11 protein-coding genes and 1 pseudogene are annotated in these 17,593 nt (G+C 42.1%); 2 read left to right on the forward strand and 10 right to left on the reverse strand.

Annotation, left to right across the window (positions count from 1 at the left end; translation table 11 throughout):
- Position 1: 1 nt before the first annotated feature.
- From tnpA to ING2E5A_RS08030, 8 genes and pseudogenes are all read right to left on the reverse strand, one after another.
- Complete coding sequence (gene tnpA / locus ING2E5A_RS07995; RefSeq protein ID WP_083373258.1) at positions 2-352, reverse strand: IS66 family insertion sequence element accessory protein TnpA; 351 nt, start codon at positions 350-352, stop codon at positions 2-4.
- Between the two features lie 23 nt (positions 353-375).
- Entirely contained in the window at positions 376-1,863 is a 1,488-nt protein-coding gene (locus tag ING2E5A_RS08000) for an IS4 family transposase (protein ID WP_083373260.1), read from the reverse strand.
- A gap of 122 nt (positions 1,864-1,985) precedes the next feature.
- Positions 1,986-2,924, reverse strand: a pseudogene (locus tag ING2E5A_RS08005) (IS256 family transposase); the annotation flags it as partial.
- A 203-nt stretch (positions 2,925-3,127) separates the two neighbouring features.
- Positions 3,128-5,020, reverse strand: coding sequence for a glycoside hydrolase family 127 protein (locus ING2E5A_RS08010; RefSeq protein WP_161941971.1), 1,893 nt, complete (start codon positions 5,018-5,020; stop codon positions 3,128-3,130).
- A gap of 73 nt (positions 5,021-5,093) precedes the next feature.
- The gene (locus tag ING2E5A_RS08015; protein ID WP_083373261.1) at positions 5,094-6,218 is read right to left on the reverse strand and encodes a DUF4998 domain-containing protein; all 1,125 of its coding nucleotides are present in this window, start codon (positions 6,216-6,218) and stop codon (positions 5,094-5,096) included.
- Between the two features lie 12 nt (positions 6,219-6,230).
- Positions 6,231-7,484 carry a DUF4959 domain-containing protein gene (locus ING2E5A_RS08020; protein WP_071136950.1) on the reverse strand — a complete coding sequence of 418 codons (1,254 nt, stop codon included), beginning with the start codon at positions 7,482-7,484 and terminating at the stop codon, positions 6,231-6,233.
- 30 nt (positions 7,485-7,514) lie between these two features.
- Positions 7,515-9,458 carry a RagB/SusD family nutrient uptake outer membrane protein gene (locus ING2E5A_RS08025; protein WP_071136951.1) on the reverse strand — a complete coding sequence of 648 codons (1,944 nt, stop codon included), beginning with the start codon at positions 9,456-9,458 and terminating at the stop codon, positions 7,515-7,517.
- Between the two features lie 11 nt (positions 9,459-9,469).
- Positions 9,470-12,871 carry a SusC/RagA family TonB-linked outer membrane protein gene (locus ING2E5A_RS08030; RefSeq protein WP_071136952.1) on the reverse strand — a complete coding sequence of 1,134 codons (3,402 nt, stop codon included), beginning with the start codon at positions 12,869-12,871 and terminating at the stop codon, positions 9,470-9,472.
- A gap of 224 nt (positions 12,872-13,095) precedes the next feature.
- On the opposite strand from ING2E5A_RS08030, the gene ING2E5A_RS08035 reads away from it, so the two are divergent.
- Positions 13,096-14,049, forward strand: coding sequence for an IS1595 family transposase (locus tag ING2E5A_RS08035; protein ID WP_071136336.1), 954 nt, complete (start codon positions 13,096-13,098; stop codon positions 14,047-14,049).
- Between the two features lie 25 nt (positions 14,050-14,074).
- On the opposite strand, the gene ING2E5A_RS08040 is transcribed toward ING2E5A_RS08035, so the two are convergent.
- Both ING2E5A_RS08040 and ING2E5A_RS08045 read right to left on the reverse strand, forming a co-directional pair.
- Entirely contained in the window at positions 14,075-15,274 is a 1,200-nt protein-coding gene (locus ING2E5A_RS08040) for a FecR family protein (protein WP_071136953.1), read from the reverse strand.
- A 42-nt stretch (positions 15,275-15,316) separates the two neighbouring features.
- The gene (locus ING2E5A_RS08045; protein WP_071136954.1) at positions 15,317-15,877 is read right to left on the reverse strand and encodes an RNA polymerase sigma factor; all 561 of its coding nucleotides are present in this window, start codon (positions 15,875-15,877) and stop codon (positions 15,317-15,319) included.
- Positions 15,878-16,004: 127 nt separating this feature from the next.
- Here ING2E5A_RS08045 and ING2E5A_RS08050 point away from each other — a divergent pair, with 127 nt between their 5' ends.
- Complete coding sequence (locus tag ING2E5A_RS08050) at positions 16,005-17,333, forward strand: IS1380 family transposase (protein ID WP_071136955.1); 1,329 nt, start codon at positions 16,005-16,007, stop codon at positions 17,331-17,333.
- Positions 17,334-17,593: the final 260 nt, after the last annotated feature.

The raw sequence follows: 17,593 nt of genomic DNA on the forward strand, positions 1-17,593 counted from the left end.
ATTAAAAAGTGAGCAGTTCCCCGAGTAGCGTGATGTCGGTTACCCCCTCGTCCACGCGAAGAGTTACCCCGCCGGGATAGGCGATCTCGAACCGGGGCATCCGCCGGGAGGACGGCTTGCCGATAACAGTTACCGGCTGCAAGAGGGATGGCTCCTTTGCAGGGGGTGTTTTTGAGGCTTCATGTTCCGGATGGACTTCAAGATACAATTTTCTCCATTTGTAAAACTGCCATTCACTCATGTTTTTGGACCGGTAAAAATCCGTGGCCCGCTGACCACTTTGAAAGTACTCTTCGATCAGGGAAAACGCTTCGTGTTGAGTAAAACGACGATTCATTTTGTTAGTGTTCATCTTTTTTTGACAAAGATCACGGTTTAATCGAAGCAATCCAATACGCCTATGACCGACGGCTTACAACTTGCCGATTTTAGTTCATAAAAGTTGATAAAGTGAGCCAGATTATCCGATTTATTAATGATTGCATCGAAGATCTCTTCCTCTTCAATGGAGAAGATCCCGGTCATGATTTTCACCATTTCAAGGATAATGCCCCATATCCTCTCCGTTACGGAGAGCTCCATGCCAGAGTGTTGCACATCCCTGAAGATTCCGCCAATGGTCTCATAACTGGTGAACCTTTTAGCCAGGGAAAGCAAATTGTATTGCAAGGCCGTGATCGTGGTTGCGGCAAGCTGCGCTGCGAAGTTCCGGGACTGGCACTTGCCCATACCCAGCAATCCCTTGGTTTCCTTGAAGAAGACCTCGAGGGACCAACGCATGGCATAAATCCGATAGGCTTCCAGGAACTCCAGGGAGAGGTTGGTCGTCATTATTCCATTCCAGGACTCCTTTTTTCTCTTCACAAAATAGAGACGTACATCTGTGCCCGCAAAGCGAACGTCAGCGGTAATATACTGACAACCAAGCTTGCGGCTCCTTCTGGCTTCACCCCTGGCTTCAAGCAGATTGATCAGTGCCCGGGCGGTGAGTTCCTTCCCTTCAAAACCGTATTTTGTAACTCCCTTCTTCCCGATCTTGATCATACCCAGGTAATGGCACTTGATGTGCCGGGCACGTATGAAGCGAATCACCTCCGAGCAGGTGAACCAACTGTCGGCAAGCAGGTAGTCAAAGCGGATGCCCTTTCTAATGGCTCGCTTTATCATGGTTATCATCAACTGGATCTTGCTCTCCCCGTACTCTTTTGCCCGCGTTACAACGGGGGACGCTTCATCTCTATCCTTGGTAAACCGCGATTCGAGCTCCTTGTCGCTCATGCTGAAGTTGTTCTTCCTGCCCTTCTCCCCGAGGATGGCGAAGTCGAGGATGAACTGGCTCTTGCCATCCGTGATGCCCAGAAAGAGAGATTTGAAACCAAGGATCGTCTTGTGTCTCAGGTGGGAATAGACCCTACCGATGTTTTCAATACGCCTTCCCGTTTTGGGAAAGTCGGTATCGTCCACCATCAGGCAAACAGTTTGATGCTTGTGGTCACTTCTCACGCGAACCTTGTTCCATATTTGAATGGTGAAGTGGTAGAGTATCTTGCGCCAATCATAAATTTCGTTGTTTACGAAACGGTAGAAAACATCCTTTTCGCAGCCAAAGAAGCCGCTTAGGGATGATCGACAATAATTGTAAGGATTCTTGATCATGAAACAGGGGAACATAATCAGCAACTCGAGCACCTGCAGCAGGGAATACTTGCTGTTGCATTTGCTCCTGCTCCCGAAGAGGACCTTCTCCGACATGTTGAAACCTTTTAGCATATCCGTCAGGGTAAAAAGGGCACTGTTTGAATCATCTTTCTTGAAAAAAACGCTGATTTCTGATAAAATAGAGTTACTTTTGTATATCGGCATAGGGCTGTTAGTATTTTTGGTTTTGACGCTTAAATATACTAATAATCTGTGAATTACAGAAGCATCTATGCCGTTTTTTTATGCGATTATTTTTGCGATATTTTTACTTGCGAAACTTAAATGAAGTAATATTTGTAGGAAATATCCTCCCCCATCCTTTTGATGCTCCTGTAATCCTTTCCCCATTTTTGGCAAAGTGCCGTCCAGTTTTGCCAGGCTTCGCACTTGGTGTAGTCTTTCTGGCCCGTACGGAACACTTCGCGTAAATCCTCCGCCAGCTCCATTTTGTCACCATGGCGCACTTTGGAGAGCATGTTGCGCTTCAAATGGGTGACGCACCGCTGCAGCAGGGTCTTCGGATAAACGACCGACAGGGCCGAGTCCAGGCCTGTCAGCCCGTCGCTTACCAGCAGTCCTATATGACCTGCCCCACGACTTTGGACATCCCGGAAGATATCTTCCCAGCCCGCGGCACTCTCCGTGGGGCGGTTGTAAATACCCAGCACCTCACGCTTCTTGTCCTCTTTCACCCCCAGGACCACATAGAAAGCCTCAGTGGCTACTGAACGTTTACGGTGGATCTTGATATGGATGGCATCCACCAATACAATCGGGTAATAACCCTCCAACGGACGGTTCAGCCACTCCTGCACATCGGAGCGCAAGTAGTCAATCATGCGCGAAATGCTGGCTTTGCTGTAATGCTCACCGTAAATCTCACCGAAGATCTCGCCGACCTGCCCCTGGGTCAAACCCCTGCAATAAAGGCTGCCGGCCAAACGTTCGCACTCCAGTTCCTGGTCACGCAACAATGCAAGAATCTTTGGATGGAAGTTGCCGTAACGGTCACGTGGAATCCTGAATTCCAGAACACGGCCATGCCCGAAACTGCGACCCTGACGGTAACCATTCCCTTTGTTACCTTTTGACTGGTCTAAAAACTCGCGACGCTCTGCCAGCATCATACTCTCAAGCATGATTTCCATTAAATCGTGTAACCCGTTTTCGCGCTCTGAATGTTTGGCCATTACGGAAGAAAGCTGTTCCTTTGATAGTAACATAGTCTTTGAATTTTATTGTTTGTTATGGTTATTTGCAAAACTAATAAAGTTTTCAGACTATGTTCTTTTTTTACAGGTACAGACACACTTTTTGGAACAGTATCGTCGAAAGTTGCCGAATTATTAAGAACTTTATAATATGGTTACTAAATCAATATTTTGGTGAATATTTATTAACTAATTCTATTTTGACGAATTTGAGTTTAATTTCTATCTTTTATTGGCAACCACGTGCATATATGCATGTTATTATCCCAATTATTTACAGATGCATAATCAATCATTGTGATATTTTCCCCATCTTCAGTAGGAATAGAGAATTGAAGCTTAATCGCATTGCATATAGGTTTTTCTTGAATCGCTTGAATATATCCATTTTCAGATTTAAGGGCAATGGGTTGATTATAGAGGCTGTCTATATTTTCATCACGAGAAAGCACTATCGGACCTCGTATTACAGCTTGATAGTTGTCTCCCATACGATTACTGCCGTGTGGGGCATTCATTACCCTACATCTCATATCCAGTTGAAGTTCAATCTGATCTCCATTTTTCCATTTACGTGTTAGATCAGCGTATGTCCCGGGTAATATGTTTACACTCTTTCCATTTATTTTCAATGAAGATTCTTTACTCCAGGATGGAATTCTTATTTTTATCGTAAACGATTCCCGGTTCTGCAAACTAAGATTAAGTTTTATATCTCCGGAAACAGGATAATCCGTTATAATGTCTATTTCTCCAGCTTTATTCTTAGGCGTTTGAAATTGCACTTTTCCCTTGTTATAGAGATTGATAACCGGACCTCTTTCCGAATTCATTGCGGCAACATACGGAATGTAGGCCAGTCCCATTGGGCCATTCAGGTTACAGCAGGTAACATGCATCTCATCGAATTTCCACCCCCATCCTTCATTGGTGACTTTACGCCCATTTAACAGGTTCACATAACTGAATCCGTCCCCGGTTGGTTTCATGGCACCGATCAATCCGTTGTAAACATATTTTTCGATTTCATCCATTGCCGAAGGATCACCCGTGAGACGAAGTATCTGGCTGCAAAACTTCATCCATGTAACCCCTACGCATGTTTCCATCATACGGGTTATATCAGGATTGGTTTGCTCTAATGCCGTATTTCCCCAGGCTTCCCCCCGCACAGATGGGTGATAAGGCTGGTCAGATCCACCATTTCCTATGATGGTTATTTCTTTTTCTCTGACATTGTTATATAAATTAAGACACATTTGCTTGATTTCCGGTTTTCCTGTCACACGATAATACTCGACCAATCCTTCAAATATCGATAACATTTCATACGCCTTCGGATAATGTCCCGCCATTTTATATGGTTCCACATTATTGAGCGCCATTTCAAAGATATCATACTGTTTTGTTCCTCCCGATTCAATGATATAAGTGCCAAAGTCGAGATACCTTTGTTCACCTGTCCATTTGTACAAACGCATAAACGGTTCAAGCAAACTACTCGATTCAATATGGCAAGGTTCGTAACCGATGTTGGTAGCGCTCCAGCCAATATCCGTAATTTCCTTTTTAGGTGAATGGCCTACCAAAGAAATGATATTATCTGCCTGTTTCTTCAAAGCATCTAAGACCTTTGGGTCGGCATTTACCCATTCGTAATACTCCTGTAGCCCGAGCATAACATACTTTCGTTCCCACAGTTCGCTGCTTTCCGGTTGTTTTTCGACTTCCACACAACTGATGCTTCCATTCTCGCGTTGGGTAGATAGCAGATCCTTTACTGTTTCATCCATAATTTTTTTAAGGTCAGGATCCTGCGTATACCGATATAACATACAGCCGGATCGGACCGCTTTTCCCCACATTTCGCCTAATGCAAACTTAGGTCTTCCATTCCTATAAAAATCTACGAATTTGCGATAGGGTAAATTGCCTTTATTCCAATTCTCGATAGAAAGTCTGATATAGTCATCCAAATAGCCCGTTAAATGAACGGAGTTGACGGGCAGTGGAAACTGTGTGTCTTCTATAAAATGGGGAGCATTCTGGTCAAATGAAAGAATTGAAAATATTCCCATCAGCATGATAATTTGTAAAAATGTTTTCATTTTCTTCCTCTTTTTCTTTATAGATGGATAATGTAGAGACGCGTAGCTGCACGTCTCTACGAAAATATCAAATTTAATTGACTGACCCATAAACCGAGAATTCAGCTAAATGAGCATGTACCGATCCTCCCTGTGTCATGTATATTCTTATATGTTGCATCGTTGGATTTTCTTCTAATACGAACTGTTGTACTTTTAGACCTACTGGTTCTAGGTAAAAATCACCATAATCAGTCCAATTTATTCCGTCCATACTTCCTTGAATTATGAATTTGTTGAAACTCTGGTTAGTATATGTTGCCCTTGGAGTTAATTCAACATATTCTACTTTAATCTCCTTTTTCATATCGATGGCAATCCAATGAGGATAACCGGGAGAACTGGGGCTATGTCGTGAGTGCCAGAAAGTGTTCGGGTCATCATCTATCGCCTTATCGGGAGCTCCATTGGGCGCCTGAGTATCACGGGCATCAGAACTAGCGGTAGCTACCCACTCTGCTTTATTAATTTTCTGAGGAGGCATTGTGCGACTAATGTATTCGGTATAGAACGTGTCAATTGCCCCGATTTCCGGGATATATCCGGTTCTATATTGGTATTCACCTCCTTCTTTGAAATCAGTAACAATGGTAGCCATATTCTCTATTGGTGTAATAACTGTCATGGGCTCATTTTTGCTGTTTCTGAAGGATAATTCTGTGAAAGCTGCCCCTCTAGTAATATCCCCCATCTCCCAGGAAATTACCCAGCCTTCATCTTCCGATACTTTTTCCTGTGCGATATTTCTGTTAAATAGTCCTGCTTTGTAGATCGGTCCATAAGCCCTTCCCGATACTTCCACAGGTATTGAGACGTTACCTTTGGCGTCAAATGTTTTTATAATGAAAGTGTAGGTGTTTTCTTCCAGATTATCAATTAGATACCTGATAGTGTCCAGCTCAGGCGTTATATCCAGATCTACTGAATCAGTATAGTTATTCCAGTAAATCTTAGCTTTGACTACTTTGGGGTCTGCACTGCGTAACCATGAGACCTGCACTCTTTTTTCCCCTGCGGCAACGAATGGAGAAGTTGCTTTTCCCGGGTAGATAATACCATCCCGAACAACATATTCCTTATAGTTATCATCCATTTTTTCACAGGAAAACAACAATAATAAACATATATAAGTGGTTGTAATACAGATATATTTCTTCATAATTTTGTGATATTAGTCATGGATTTGTCCCCAAAAAGTTATTTCGGCAATGATTATTTGTCCATTAGTTACATCTGTTCCATAAGTAGAATAGGTTGAAGTGGTCCTGAACCGGATATATTTCACCGGTCTGTGAGGATCTTTCACTTTATCCGTTACTATTAATTCACAATCAATACCTTCCTCCTGGGCATATTTTTTATCTTCAGCTGTTATTGTCCCTACAGAACCATCTTCATTATATCCGGAAGGCTTGAATGCTTCAAATTCTCCCAACAGGTACCAGTTCTCCCAGCTACCATCCGTAGGAGGAAGTTCTGAACCCCACAATTCAAATGTTCTTGGACTTTGCTCTGTATACTCATTACCTAGCCGGTGATGCACTTTAAAACGGCTGATTGAAACGGTATGCCCAAGTGAAATCGTAAAATGTTGTGGCATTGGTTCGGTTGTTCTGCCTGCATATACGTTCCCAGTTCTGTTACTGGTTATACCATCCCACATTCCTTCTATTGCATATTGTGCACTTTGAATGTATTCCCAACTGTCTCCTGGCAGTTTCATGTTTTGAAATTGATTTTTTGGAATCTCCTCTTCAGCCACAGGGGTAAGCATCTGCACCAACGTATCGGATTTATGATTCCACCGGTCCCGGATATATAGTGCGAACTTTTGTTCTTTATTACCCAATCCCCTCCTGTAAAAACTGCCTTCCGGGGCTTTTGTATAGAACGTTTGCAATGGGATCCACTCCCCGGTGTCCAGTGTGTCGGTCATCAGTACCAGCGCCAGGTTGGCACGTGCTTCATTAGTGAACTCAACCTTTACGCCTCCGAATGTGGCACTCATTTTTTTTGTAGCGATCATGATAGGAGGATCTAAAGGGGTTACCTCTATAAAAATAGCATCCGAAGTTTTACCATTTCTTCCGACACTATACAGTCGTACCTCGTGTGGTTTTGTGTCTCCCAGCCCTTCTATAACTAAAGAATCTGTGTATAATGATGCTTCCGTTTTGACCGTATGGCCGGGAATTCTTTCGTACTCGGCTTTTACACCCAGCAAATTCTCATCGGAAGGAAGGGTATACCGGATAATGGCCCCTCCCGGTATATTTTCGACCTTGGTAACTGTTACCGGTTGCGGAGCAGGCGCAGACTCATCAATTTGATCGATGCGCCCTTCTTCTTTGCAGCCTGCCCATACTAAAAACAGACACAATATAGAAGAAAACAGTACGGTTGTGTTATTATTGATAGTTTTCATTTTATGTTGATATTTATATTTATCATTGTTTTACCAGCCGATATTCTGGACAAGATTGCGGTTATTTTCAATATAAGCTTCGCGTATTGGCCAAAAATAATCTTTTACGGAAAATTTTTGTTCAAATATTGGTACTACATTATAAAATAAATCGGGGTTGCTTTCCGTTATGTTCCAACCTTCGATAGGGGTTTGATAATAATCCGGAACAGCTTTCCACCTTCGGATATCCCAGAAACGCTGACCTTCCAATGCCAATTCGATCAACCGTTCTCTGTGTATGATCTCTCTCATGCCTTCCTGTGTCTGGTACTTTTTTGTATGGGCAAAATTATCCCAGGAGTATTTTACCCCTTCTAATCCGGCACGCTCCCTGATCAGGTCAATATAGCCAAAAAGGTAGTTTTGATTGCTGCCATTTGGACCTTCCAGTTCATTGATAGCTTCGGCATATAAGAGGTATAGATCGGCCAGCCGAATAATCGGCCAGGGATAATACTCGATATCGTACCCGTTCTCTGATGATTGAACATTCTGGAAATGGACACATTTTTTCCAATAATATCCGGTAAACGGGCCAAATTCCCTTCCTTTTTTCCCTTGTGCGCCGCTTCTACGGCATGCTACATAAAACAACTCTTCCGGTTGTGAATCGTCATATCTTCCTTGGCCGTACCAGACTCCCCCATCAAAACCGAGATTGGCATAGAACCGAGGTTCTCTGTTAAAGTGCAATTGAACGGTTGTATATCCTTCGCGAATATAGAGGTTATCTGCTTTTTCTGCTACTTTTAGTTTCAGAATATCTCTGTTTGCCCATTCTGTATCCTCTTCGATGGGTACACCATTCTCCGTGTAAAACATTCTTGCAATTTTAAGAGGGGGTTGTAATTGGGCCCTCATCTGATAATTGTCAATATACTGGACATCGAGATTCGCGGAAGCCAGTCTTTGATTTTGTTGGATGTTCCCTCTGCCGGTTTTTGTGTTACCCCAGATTATTTCACTGTTCCATTTTTCGCAGAATGCATTCCGAAGGGATAACTGGGTAACAATGGTATCCGTTAGTTGGTATTGCTGAAAACTGGGGTTATAGGTGTATAGTTTCATTCCAACACTATGGCAGATATCAATCGCTTCTTGGCATGCTGAAACTGCTTTTTCCCATTTTGATATCTCAAACTGGGCGGGAAAAAGGAGTGTTCCGTCTGGATTTCTCAGTGTCGTTTGATCAGAATTTCCGTTAAAGAGAGGACTTGCAGCATAAACGAGTACTTTTGCTTTTAATGCCGCAGCGATCGGTTGCGTGATCCTTCCTAAATCAGATGTGGGATTCTCTATGATTAAAGGGAGGCCGGGGATAGCCTCATCTAAAAGTTCTTCAATATAGTTAAAACAATCGTCGATGGGATCTCTGTAGACTTTAACCTCATCCACCCCCGCATCAATAGGCAGGTTTTCTCTTATCAGAGGTATGGGGCCATACATGCGGACAAGGTAAAAATGATAATACGCCTTTAAAAAGAGCACCTCCGATCTCCATAGAGTTTTTTCCCAATCCGGCAGATCTGGAACCTTATCCACATTCTCCAGAAAAATATTACAATGCCTGAGTGCTTGATAGAGATTTACCCAAACGCTGTTTCCTAGGGGGGTATTTGAGTTTTGAAAACCTTGTGCCAGACGGAACATATCCTGTCCAAATTGTGCGGGTGAGGGGTCGATAAGAGACCACATTTCGTCTCCTCCCAGGATAGCAGGGTCAGAAGCCAGATTGCCATCTTGCGGTAAATAAGAATAGCAGGTATACAGGTATTTTTTCGCTTCCGATCGCATGCTGAAAGCCATCTCAATGGTCGCGATATTATCTGGGACGATGTCCAGATAATCAGAACAGGAGATGCTTGTCACGAATAGCATTGTGAAAAGCAAATAAAACTTTGTTTTACATTTGTCGACAATATATTTTTTCATTTTTTCTACTTTTAATTGATCGTAAAATTTAATCCAACGTTAAACACTCGTTGAATTGGGTATCCCAATCCTTCTCCGGCCATTTCTACATCCCATAATTTAAACTTGCTCCATGTCAATAAATTAGTTCCACTTAGGTAGAGCCTTAGATTTCCGATATGCCATTTTTTTTGCCAATTGCCGGGAATGGTATATCCGATTTCAGCTTGTTTCAACCGAAGAAAAGAGCCGTCTCTCATGAACCATGTGCTTGTCTGCACATTATTCAGATTAGTATTCGGCGAGAGTCTCGGCCAAGTTGCATACATATTCTGATTTTCTTCTGACCAATGGCTATCGGCATAAGCCTGTAATATTTGTGTCTGATTTTGAAAGGGGGATGTGCCCGCAGCATTGATCCAGAAAGACTCGTTCGCCGATCCCTGGAAAAAGAGGGAGAAATCAAGGCCTTTATAGCCTAACGATATTCCAAACCCATAGACAATTTCAGGTACAGTCGGGTATCCGATTGGCACTTTATCTGCCTCTGTAATCCTTCCGTCTCTGTTTACATCTGTATATTTTATATCTCCTCCTCCATAGACTGAGCCGAATTCCTGATAGGGCGAGTTCTCTGCCTCGATATCGTCCATAAATAATCTTTCAGCAATATAACCATACATCTGGTTCAATGATTGTCCTACTCTTGATCGCCATGGCTCATTGTATTGAGGTTCTTCGAACACTTCATATTGACTGGTAGCGTAGGTGAAATTTCCCCGGGCCGATGTCCAGAAATCTTTATTCCATGATTGCTGGTATTCTAACGAAATATCAATTCCTTTACCAGACGCTTCTCCTACATTCGCACGTATAGGAGCTGTGAGTCCCATTGTAGTGGGGATCGCCTCGCGATTCATTAAGATGTTCTTGCGGTATTCCGTGAAATACTCGGCGATAATGTTAATCTTATCGTATAAGCCAAGTTCCAGCGCATAATTGCTCTTTATGGATGTTTCCCAGCCAATATCCGGGTTCGAATACCGTGATATGGAAATTCCCGGTAAAGACTTGTCCACATTGGTGCCAAAAGTTGCACCATAGTAACTGTTATTCATATTTACATTGGAGAGATAGAAGAAACGATCCCTTGAAGAACCTATCTGGTCGTTTCCTACCAAACCATAGCTGTATCTTAGTTTCAGGTTCGATACGATCGGTTTTATAGGTTCCCAGAAATTTTCATTGGAAACAACCCATGCCGCACCCGCTGAAGGGAAGAACCCGAAACGTTTTTCTTTGGAGAATCTCTCCGATCCATTGTATCCGAAATTAAATTCCGTAAAAAAACGGTTATCGTAAGAATAGGTCAATCTTCCCGACAGGCCCACGTTGCGTGAGGGTAGTGATAACTGGATATCTCCGGCATTTGCCTTGCTTTGCTCCCGTAACATATAGACCAAAAGCCCGCTGACATTATGTTTTTTGTTAAAAGTACGTTGGTAATTTATGGTTCCCTCCAAGTACATGATACTGGTTATGTCTTTACTCCCTTCTGAATAGTTCAAGTATTCTGTGCCGTTATCATTCGTCTGTATTAACTGGTATTTTTCACTTACCCGGTCATAACTGCCTATTTGATAATAATAGGGATTATAAAACCTGCGGACATCATATTTGGAAACTCTTGTTATGTTCATTAATCCTTTCACGGACAGACCTTCCGTCAGGAAGTTCAAGTCTTGTTTCAACTCCAGATGCGCCATCATTTGGGATCTTTTTTCCTCCCGGTATCCTCTTACCATTTCTGCATACGGATTGGTATATGAGTGGTCGTAATTGCCGAACATAATATGGTTTACATACTTGTGTTCTTCATCTACGGGGTAATAAGCCGGGAAAAGTACCGGGTTGGCATGCATTACCATATTATACATTTCCTTTCCGGTATAAATAGGGCCGGAGTAATCGTCAAAGTTACCGTTGAGCTGTACAATCATTTTCGTTGTTTTTGTCAGGTCGATATTGATATTACTGCGCAACGTATAGATCTCCGATTTAATATTATTGTTGAAATTATTCCTTTTGTCTACATTTAAAATACCATTATCTATGCTATATGATCCAGCCACATAATACCGGGCAACACCCCCACCTCCGCTGACATTAAGGTTTACCCTCTGATTGGCAGTATAATCCTTAAATAACATGTCTTTCCATCTGATCGCCGGATAAATAAGCGGATTCATCCCTGCTGCCGTGTTTTCTATTTTTTCTTCACTATAAGGTAATTCACCCAGCGGGTCACGGGTAAGAACCGCTTCATTATGGAGTCTCATATAAGTTACCGGATCGGCAATTTTTATATTGGAGGTTGGCTGAGAGATTGAGTTTTCGATACGCGCCGATATTTTAGCAGGACCCTCTTTCCCCTGCTTTGTTGTAACTAAAATTACCCCATTTGCCCCTCTTGCACCATATAGTGCTGTGGCCGTTGCATCTTTCATCACAGAGAAGCTCGCAATGTCGTCAGGCTGTAATCTTGCCAGGTCTGTTTTCGTGAGCTCTATTCCATCAATCAATATTAAAGGGTTCTTATTCTCCCCGAATGTTGTAATACCCCTGACAAAGAAATCGGCATTATCTTGTCCGGGTTCTCCACTTCTCTGGTACGAAATGATACCAGCCATCCTTCCTGCCAGGGAAGTGGTTAAATTACTGGATGGTACTTTAAGTTCTGATGGATTAATAGTCGCAACAGATCCGATTACACTTTCTTTCTTTTGTACACCAAAGGCAACCACCGTCACTTCATCAAGGCCGACCGTTTCTTCCAATAACTTTACGGAAATAACTCTTTTATTTCCAACCGTGATTTCCTGTGTTGTATATCCGATAAAGCTGAATTGCAGTACACATGTGTCGTTCGGTACGGAAATGGAATACTCGCCGTTCACATCCGTGGTAGTTCCTTGTGTGCTACCCTTGATCATAATGGTTACCCCGGGTAAAGGGTCATCCATATTGTCCGATACCGTACCGGTGATACGGATATCCCGTTGAGCAGGAGATTGTACTAATTTGGCTTTTTTAGAGATCGCGATCTGTCGGTCCGAAATCATGTATTTCAGATCGGTTGACGCAAACAATCTATCGAGAATAATGCGTATATTTTCATTCTTCGCATTGATGGATACTTTTTTATTTAGATCCAGTGCATCTTCGTAAATAAAAATAAATTCACTGTTTTTCTCAATCTCATTCAATATATCTCTCATACTTTTATCTTCAAGATGGATAGATAAGAGGGTAGATTGCGAGTAACTGTTCAAGGCATAGCTGAGATTTAATCCCAGAATTAGAAAAATAAAGGTAAATTTCATCCTTATCAAAAATGGATTTTTTTGATGTAATTTCTTATAAATGTAGTACATTTGCATTAAGTTCTTAATTAGTTATTGAAGTGACTTGTTAATTACTTGTCAGTGGCCTGATAGTGCAATATCAGGTCACTCTTTTTTTAATTTACTTTAATGATTATCCGCAGTTATTCCTAAAGAATTTAACGGGAAAAAGTTATAAATAAGTTTCAAAAACACTTGCACAATTCACTGATATTCATTATATTTACATCGCTAACGATATAAAGATTCAAACTATGAATATCCTGGATTTTGCTATAAATTACCCCGATGAGGAATCCTGTCGGAAAAAATTCAAAGAACAAAGAGACCAAATGGGAGTAACCTGTCGTCATTGTAATTGTAAAGAACATTATTGGCTGGAAAACAAGCAGGCCTATGAATGCAAGCGTTGTCGCGCACGCCAAACCTTGCGTTCAGGCACCGTCATGCAGCACTCCAACCTGCCTTACCGTTACTGGTTCGTGGCCATGCACCTGCTCACGGCGACCAAGGGCTCCTTTTCCGCGGCGGAGCTGCAGCGCCAGCTGGGGCACAAGCGTTACCAGCCCATATGGGAAATGGTCAATAAACTGCGTGACGTGATGGGCAAACGCGATGATGAGTACACCCTCGAGGGAGCCATCGAGTTGGACGACGCCTTCTTTTCCACCGAAATATCCCTTGAAGAGAGGGACAAACCGTTGAAGCGCGGCCGCGGGAGCCAAAAAAAGACCAAAGTGCTGGTAATGGCTGAAAGCAAAACGGTTGAAAACCCCAAGCCGGGTAAGAAACCCAAGAAGGTTAGATACCTGAAAATGAAAGTGATCAGTGACTTGAAGTCCGGTACAATTACAAGGAATGTCAAAGAGCACGTTGAAAGCACGGCGGATCTGACCACCGATGACTCAACATCTTACACTAAATTGAAAGAGCATGTTCATTCACATACGGCATCTGTTATTCCACACCAGGATCTTTCCAAGGTGCTGCCCTGGGTGCATACCGCGATCAGCAATGCCAAACGACAGCTCCTGGGCGTGTATTACAAGATAAAACCAGAATACTTGCAATATTACCTCAACCAGTTCTGTTATAAATTCAACAGGCGTTACTTCGGGGAAAACCAGTTTGAAAGACTGTTGATAGCCGCTGTAACGTATGCTCCTGATTTCAAGTCAAGAATTTACAATAGGAACTATTGCGGATAATCATTTTTACTTTTTCCATAGGCATTCAGGGTTTAAAAGTTACAGAATATATGTCGTTCTCTCGCGTGTAGTCTATAGGGACGATATATTGTAGAATGTTCAATACGTCATTTAAACTCTCCTTTAAATCCAGTTTTCCCTTACATCTTAATCCTGCTGCTTGTTTATCTACAATAATTTCTTTCCCGTAATATCTGGAGAGACGGGTAAGAATAAAGTCTAATCTTTCGCTGTCGCAGATATATATTCCATCAATCCAGGAAATATAGTTGTATACGGTAACCGGTTTGATCGTTACGTTTGATTTGGTTGCTTCATACATCTCAGCCGGTTTCAGTATAAATTCTTCTTTGGATGAATCCGAAGAGATTTTAACAGATCCCGATTGTAGTATTACCCGTTTTTGCCTGTCTGCATGATAAGCTTGCACATTAAACCGGGTTCCCAGAACCCGTACATTCATATCGCCGGTCTGCACAATGAACGGCCTGTCATGATCCGGTTGAACGTCAATATAGATCTCTCCATCTACGAATATTTCCCTTTTGTCGTCTGCGAACAGTGACGGATATACTAATCTTGTGCCGGAATTGACCCATATTTGCGTGCCATCCGACAGCGTCAGGAAAGATCGTTTTCCCTTTGGGATAATCAGTTGATTAAAATCGGCTATTTCATTTTTTGAAATTTCATGCTGTACCGTTTCCTGTGATGCAGTTTTTGAAGAGACCCTTACAGAAGCCGAATCATATTGTATAACCGATTCCGTTTCTTTCAAAGATACGATTTTATTGTCCGAAACGAATAGTTGTGTTTCAGTTGTTTCAACAACCGGTATATGGTTATAGGCAAACTCCCTTATCCCTTTTTCGTTGTCGTTTTTCTCCGTTAACTGAAAGTTGAAGTAAAACAATAAAGCGATACCTGCGGCAACCGCTGAACTGATGACAAGATAAAGTCTTTTCAACTTTGTCCGTCGATATTGATTGGAAGCTTGAATATGATTCCATATGGTATGCATATCTTCCGTATCCAGTAAATCCTTATTTAAATCCTGGATGCATCTGACTGCTTTATTGTATTCTTTATTTTCTTTTCGATATTTCTCCCAAAACCGTGCTGATTCTTCTGTAGGGTTTAAAACGGACTGTATAAAAAAATCGTCCTGAAGAAAATCTTCAAAGGTAAAATCTTTGTAATCTTTATTCTGTTTGTCGATTTCCATGATGTACGCTTTATATTATAATAATGCATGACCCTCATTTTTTTAATCACTTTTTGAATAAAATTTTTTTATTTTTTTCAGGGCTCGATAGATAATGTTTGCAACAGACTGATAATCCATATTTTGTCGTTCTGCAATTTCGGTCAACGAAAGTCCTTCCACATATCTGTAATAGACAATCTCTTTTTGTCGGGCTGTGATGATCGACCAGATATTGTCGACAACCGCCTTTTGTGCTATTTCTTCTTCGGAACTTATTATCTTGTCAATTACTGTATCCTTATCTGTCCAATCATCTTCATCGATAGAATTTTTAAACTTGTTATATGAGTTTTGCTTCCGGAAAGCCATTAGGATGGAATTTTTTAACGCTGAAGTCAGGTATCGCCTGATATTGCTGGTCGCTCCGAGATTCTTCCTGTTTTCGTATATATGTACAAAAATGTCTTGGATACAATCTTTCACCAGATCTTGATGATCCGTTAAAGTGAGGCCATAGGTAAAAAGTGTCTGCGCATGTTTCTTGTATATGAATTCATATGCACGATCATTGCCTGCAAGAAATTCATTCCATATAAAAGCGTCGTTCTCAGTATTATACATGTCGTTCGATTACTATCCCGAAATTGTGAAAGGTAATATAACCTAAAAGTCTCAAATAAAAGTTGCATATGTCAGGTAAAGTATTTATCTTTAAAGTGTTATACAAAAACAAACATTCACCCGACACATGCAAGACAAAAATAGTGAAAAAATCTCATTTACTGCCGGTTCAGTAAAGAAAGAGTTCAGTTCAGAACAATTAACATCATATTCAGGGTTAAGCGTAACCTCTGATTTTATCAACCATTGTGGCATTTATCGCCGGCTGGAACATCTTTTCCCAACCACCCGGCACAATGCAAGCCGTTTCAGCACAGCCCAAATACTCTCAAGTATCCTGTTGGCATCGTTGTGCGGTGTTCACCGTTTGAAGCGGATTGAAAACTTCACCTTTAACGCCTTGGTTGCCCGCTTGTTGAAGTTACCCAAGAACATTGACGAGGACACCATACGCCGCCATTTGACAGGTTTGGGTGAAAGGGGCGCCCGTTCGCTTCACGAGCTGTTGTTGGGTTTTACAGGCATGCAAGTTTCCCGTTGCGGTTTAAGCCGCTTGACACTTGATTGCGACTCAAGCACATTTACCGTTTACGGCAACCAACAAGGAGCTGAAGTGGGTTATAACTCGCATAAGAAGGGTTCGAAAAGCTATCACCCCATCTTATGTTTTGTCACGGAGATGAAACTGCTTGTCAATTCATGGCTCCGCCCGGGTTCAGCTTACACCTCAAACGGAGTTTGTGAGTTTGTCAAAGAAACCTTGGCCGCTCTTCCCCAAAAGGTGGAGAAGGTGTTTTTCAGGGCCGACAGCGGTTTTTTCAATGGTGGATTGTTTGATTTGCTGGAAGAGGGCAAACATGAATATTTGGTGAAAGTAAAGCTGAAAAACCTGAAAGATTTACTTGCCGGGCAGACTTGGCAGCCGATTGGCCCACGGACGGCGACCTGTCAGTTTACACATCAATGTAGCGGTTGGAGGAATCCCCGCATGTTTTATGCCGTGCGCATCATAAAGCAAATGGTTGAAGTCGATTATTTTGGCGAAAAACAATTTGTACCCGAGTATGAGTACTTTTGCTATTGCTCGAACCTGAAAGGATTGGATGCCTTGCAGCTCCATTCCCTTTATGGATCCCGATCAGAGAGTGAGAATTGGATCGAGCAAACCAAAAACTCGCTTTGTGCGGGAAAAACCATCACGCATGATTTTTGGGTAAACGATATTCTTTGGCAACTTTCGTCATTTGCCTACAGTTTATCGGTGCTCATGCGATACCGGGGCGACTTTTGGGTTTGGCGTCAAGAGCACTCTACCTTCCGAGAATGGTTTATCCGAGTGCCGGGAAAAGTGGTGAAATCCGGCAGGCAGGTCACGGTAAAAATGCCAAAGGAGTATTACCGAAAAGCGGGGTGGCGTGATTTTGAGCAGCGAATAACGACAACGATGACCGGATGACGGATTTTCACTTAATCGTCCATCGCCATCTTTCGTGTCGTAAAAGGGTTTATGACAAGGAATTGCCATGCCTTGGAAGAGTGGTAATGTTAATATATATAAAAATGCCACCATAAAAAGTAAATCAACACGTTAAACGTGCAAGAAACAGTGAAGATGAAAAGAAAATAAAACGGTATCTCTCGAAAAAAGAGAAATTCCGCTTTGAAAACTATTAACTTGAGTTGGGAATTTTAAATGAGATTTTTAAGTGAGATTTT

This window comes from Petrimonas mucosa, from assembly GCF_900095795.1.
GTDB classification, from domain to species: domain Bacteria; phylum Bacteroidota; class Bacteroidia; order Bacteroidales; family Dysgonomonadaceae; genus Petrimonas; species Petrimonas mucosa.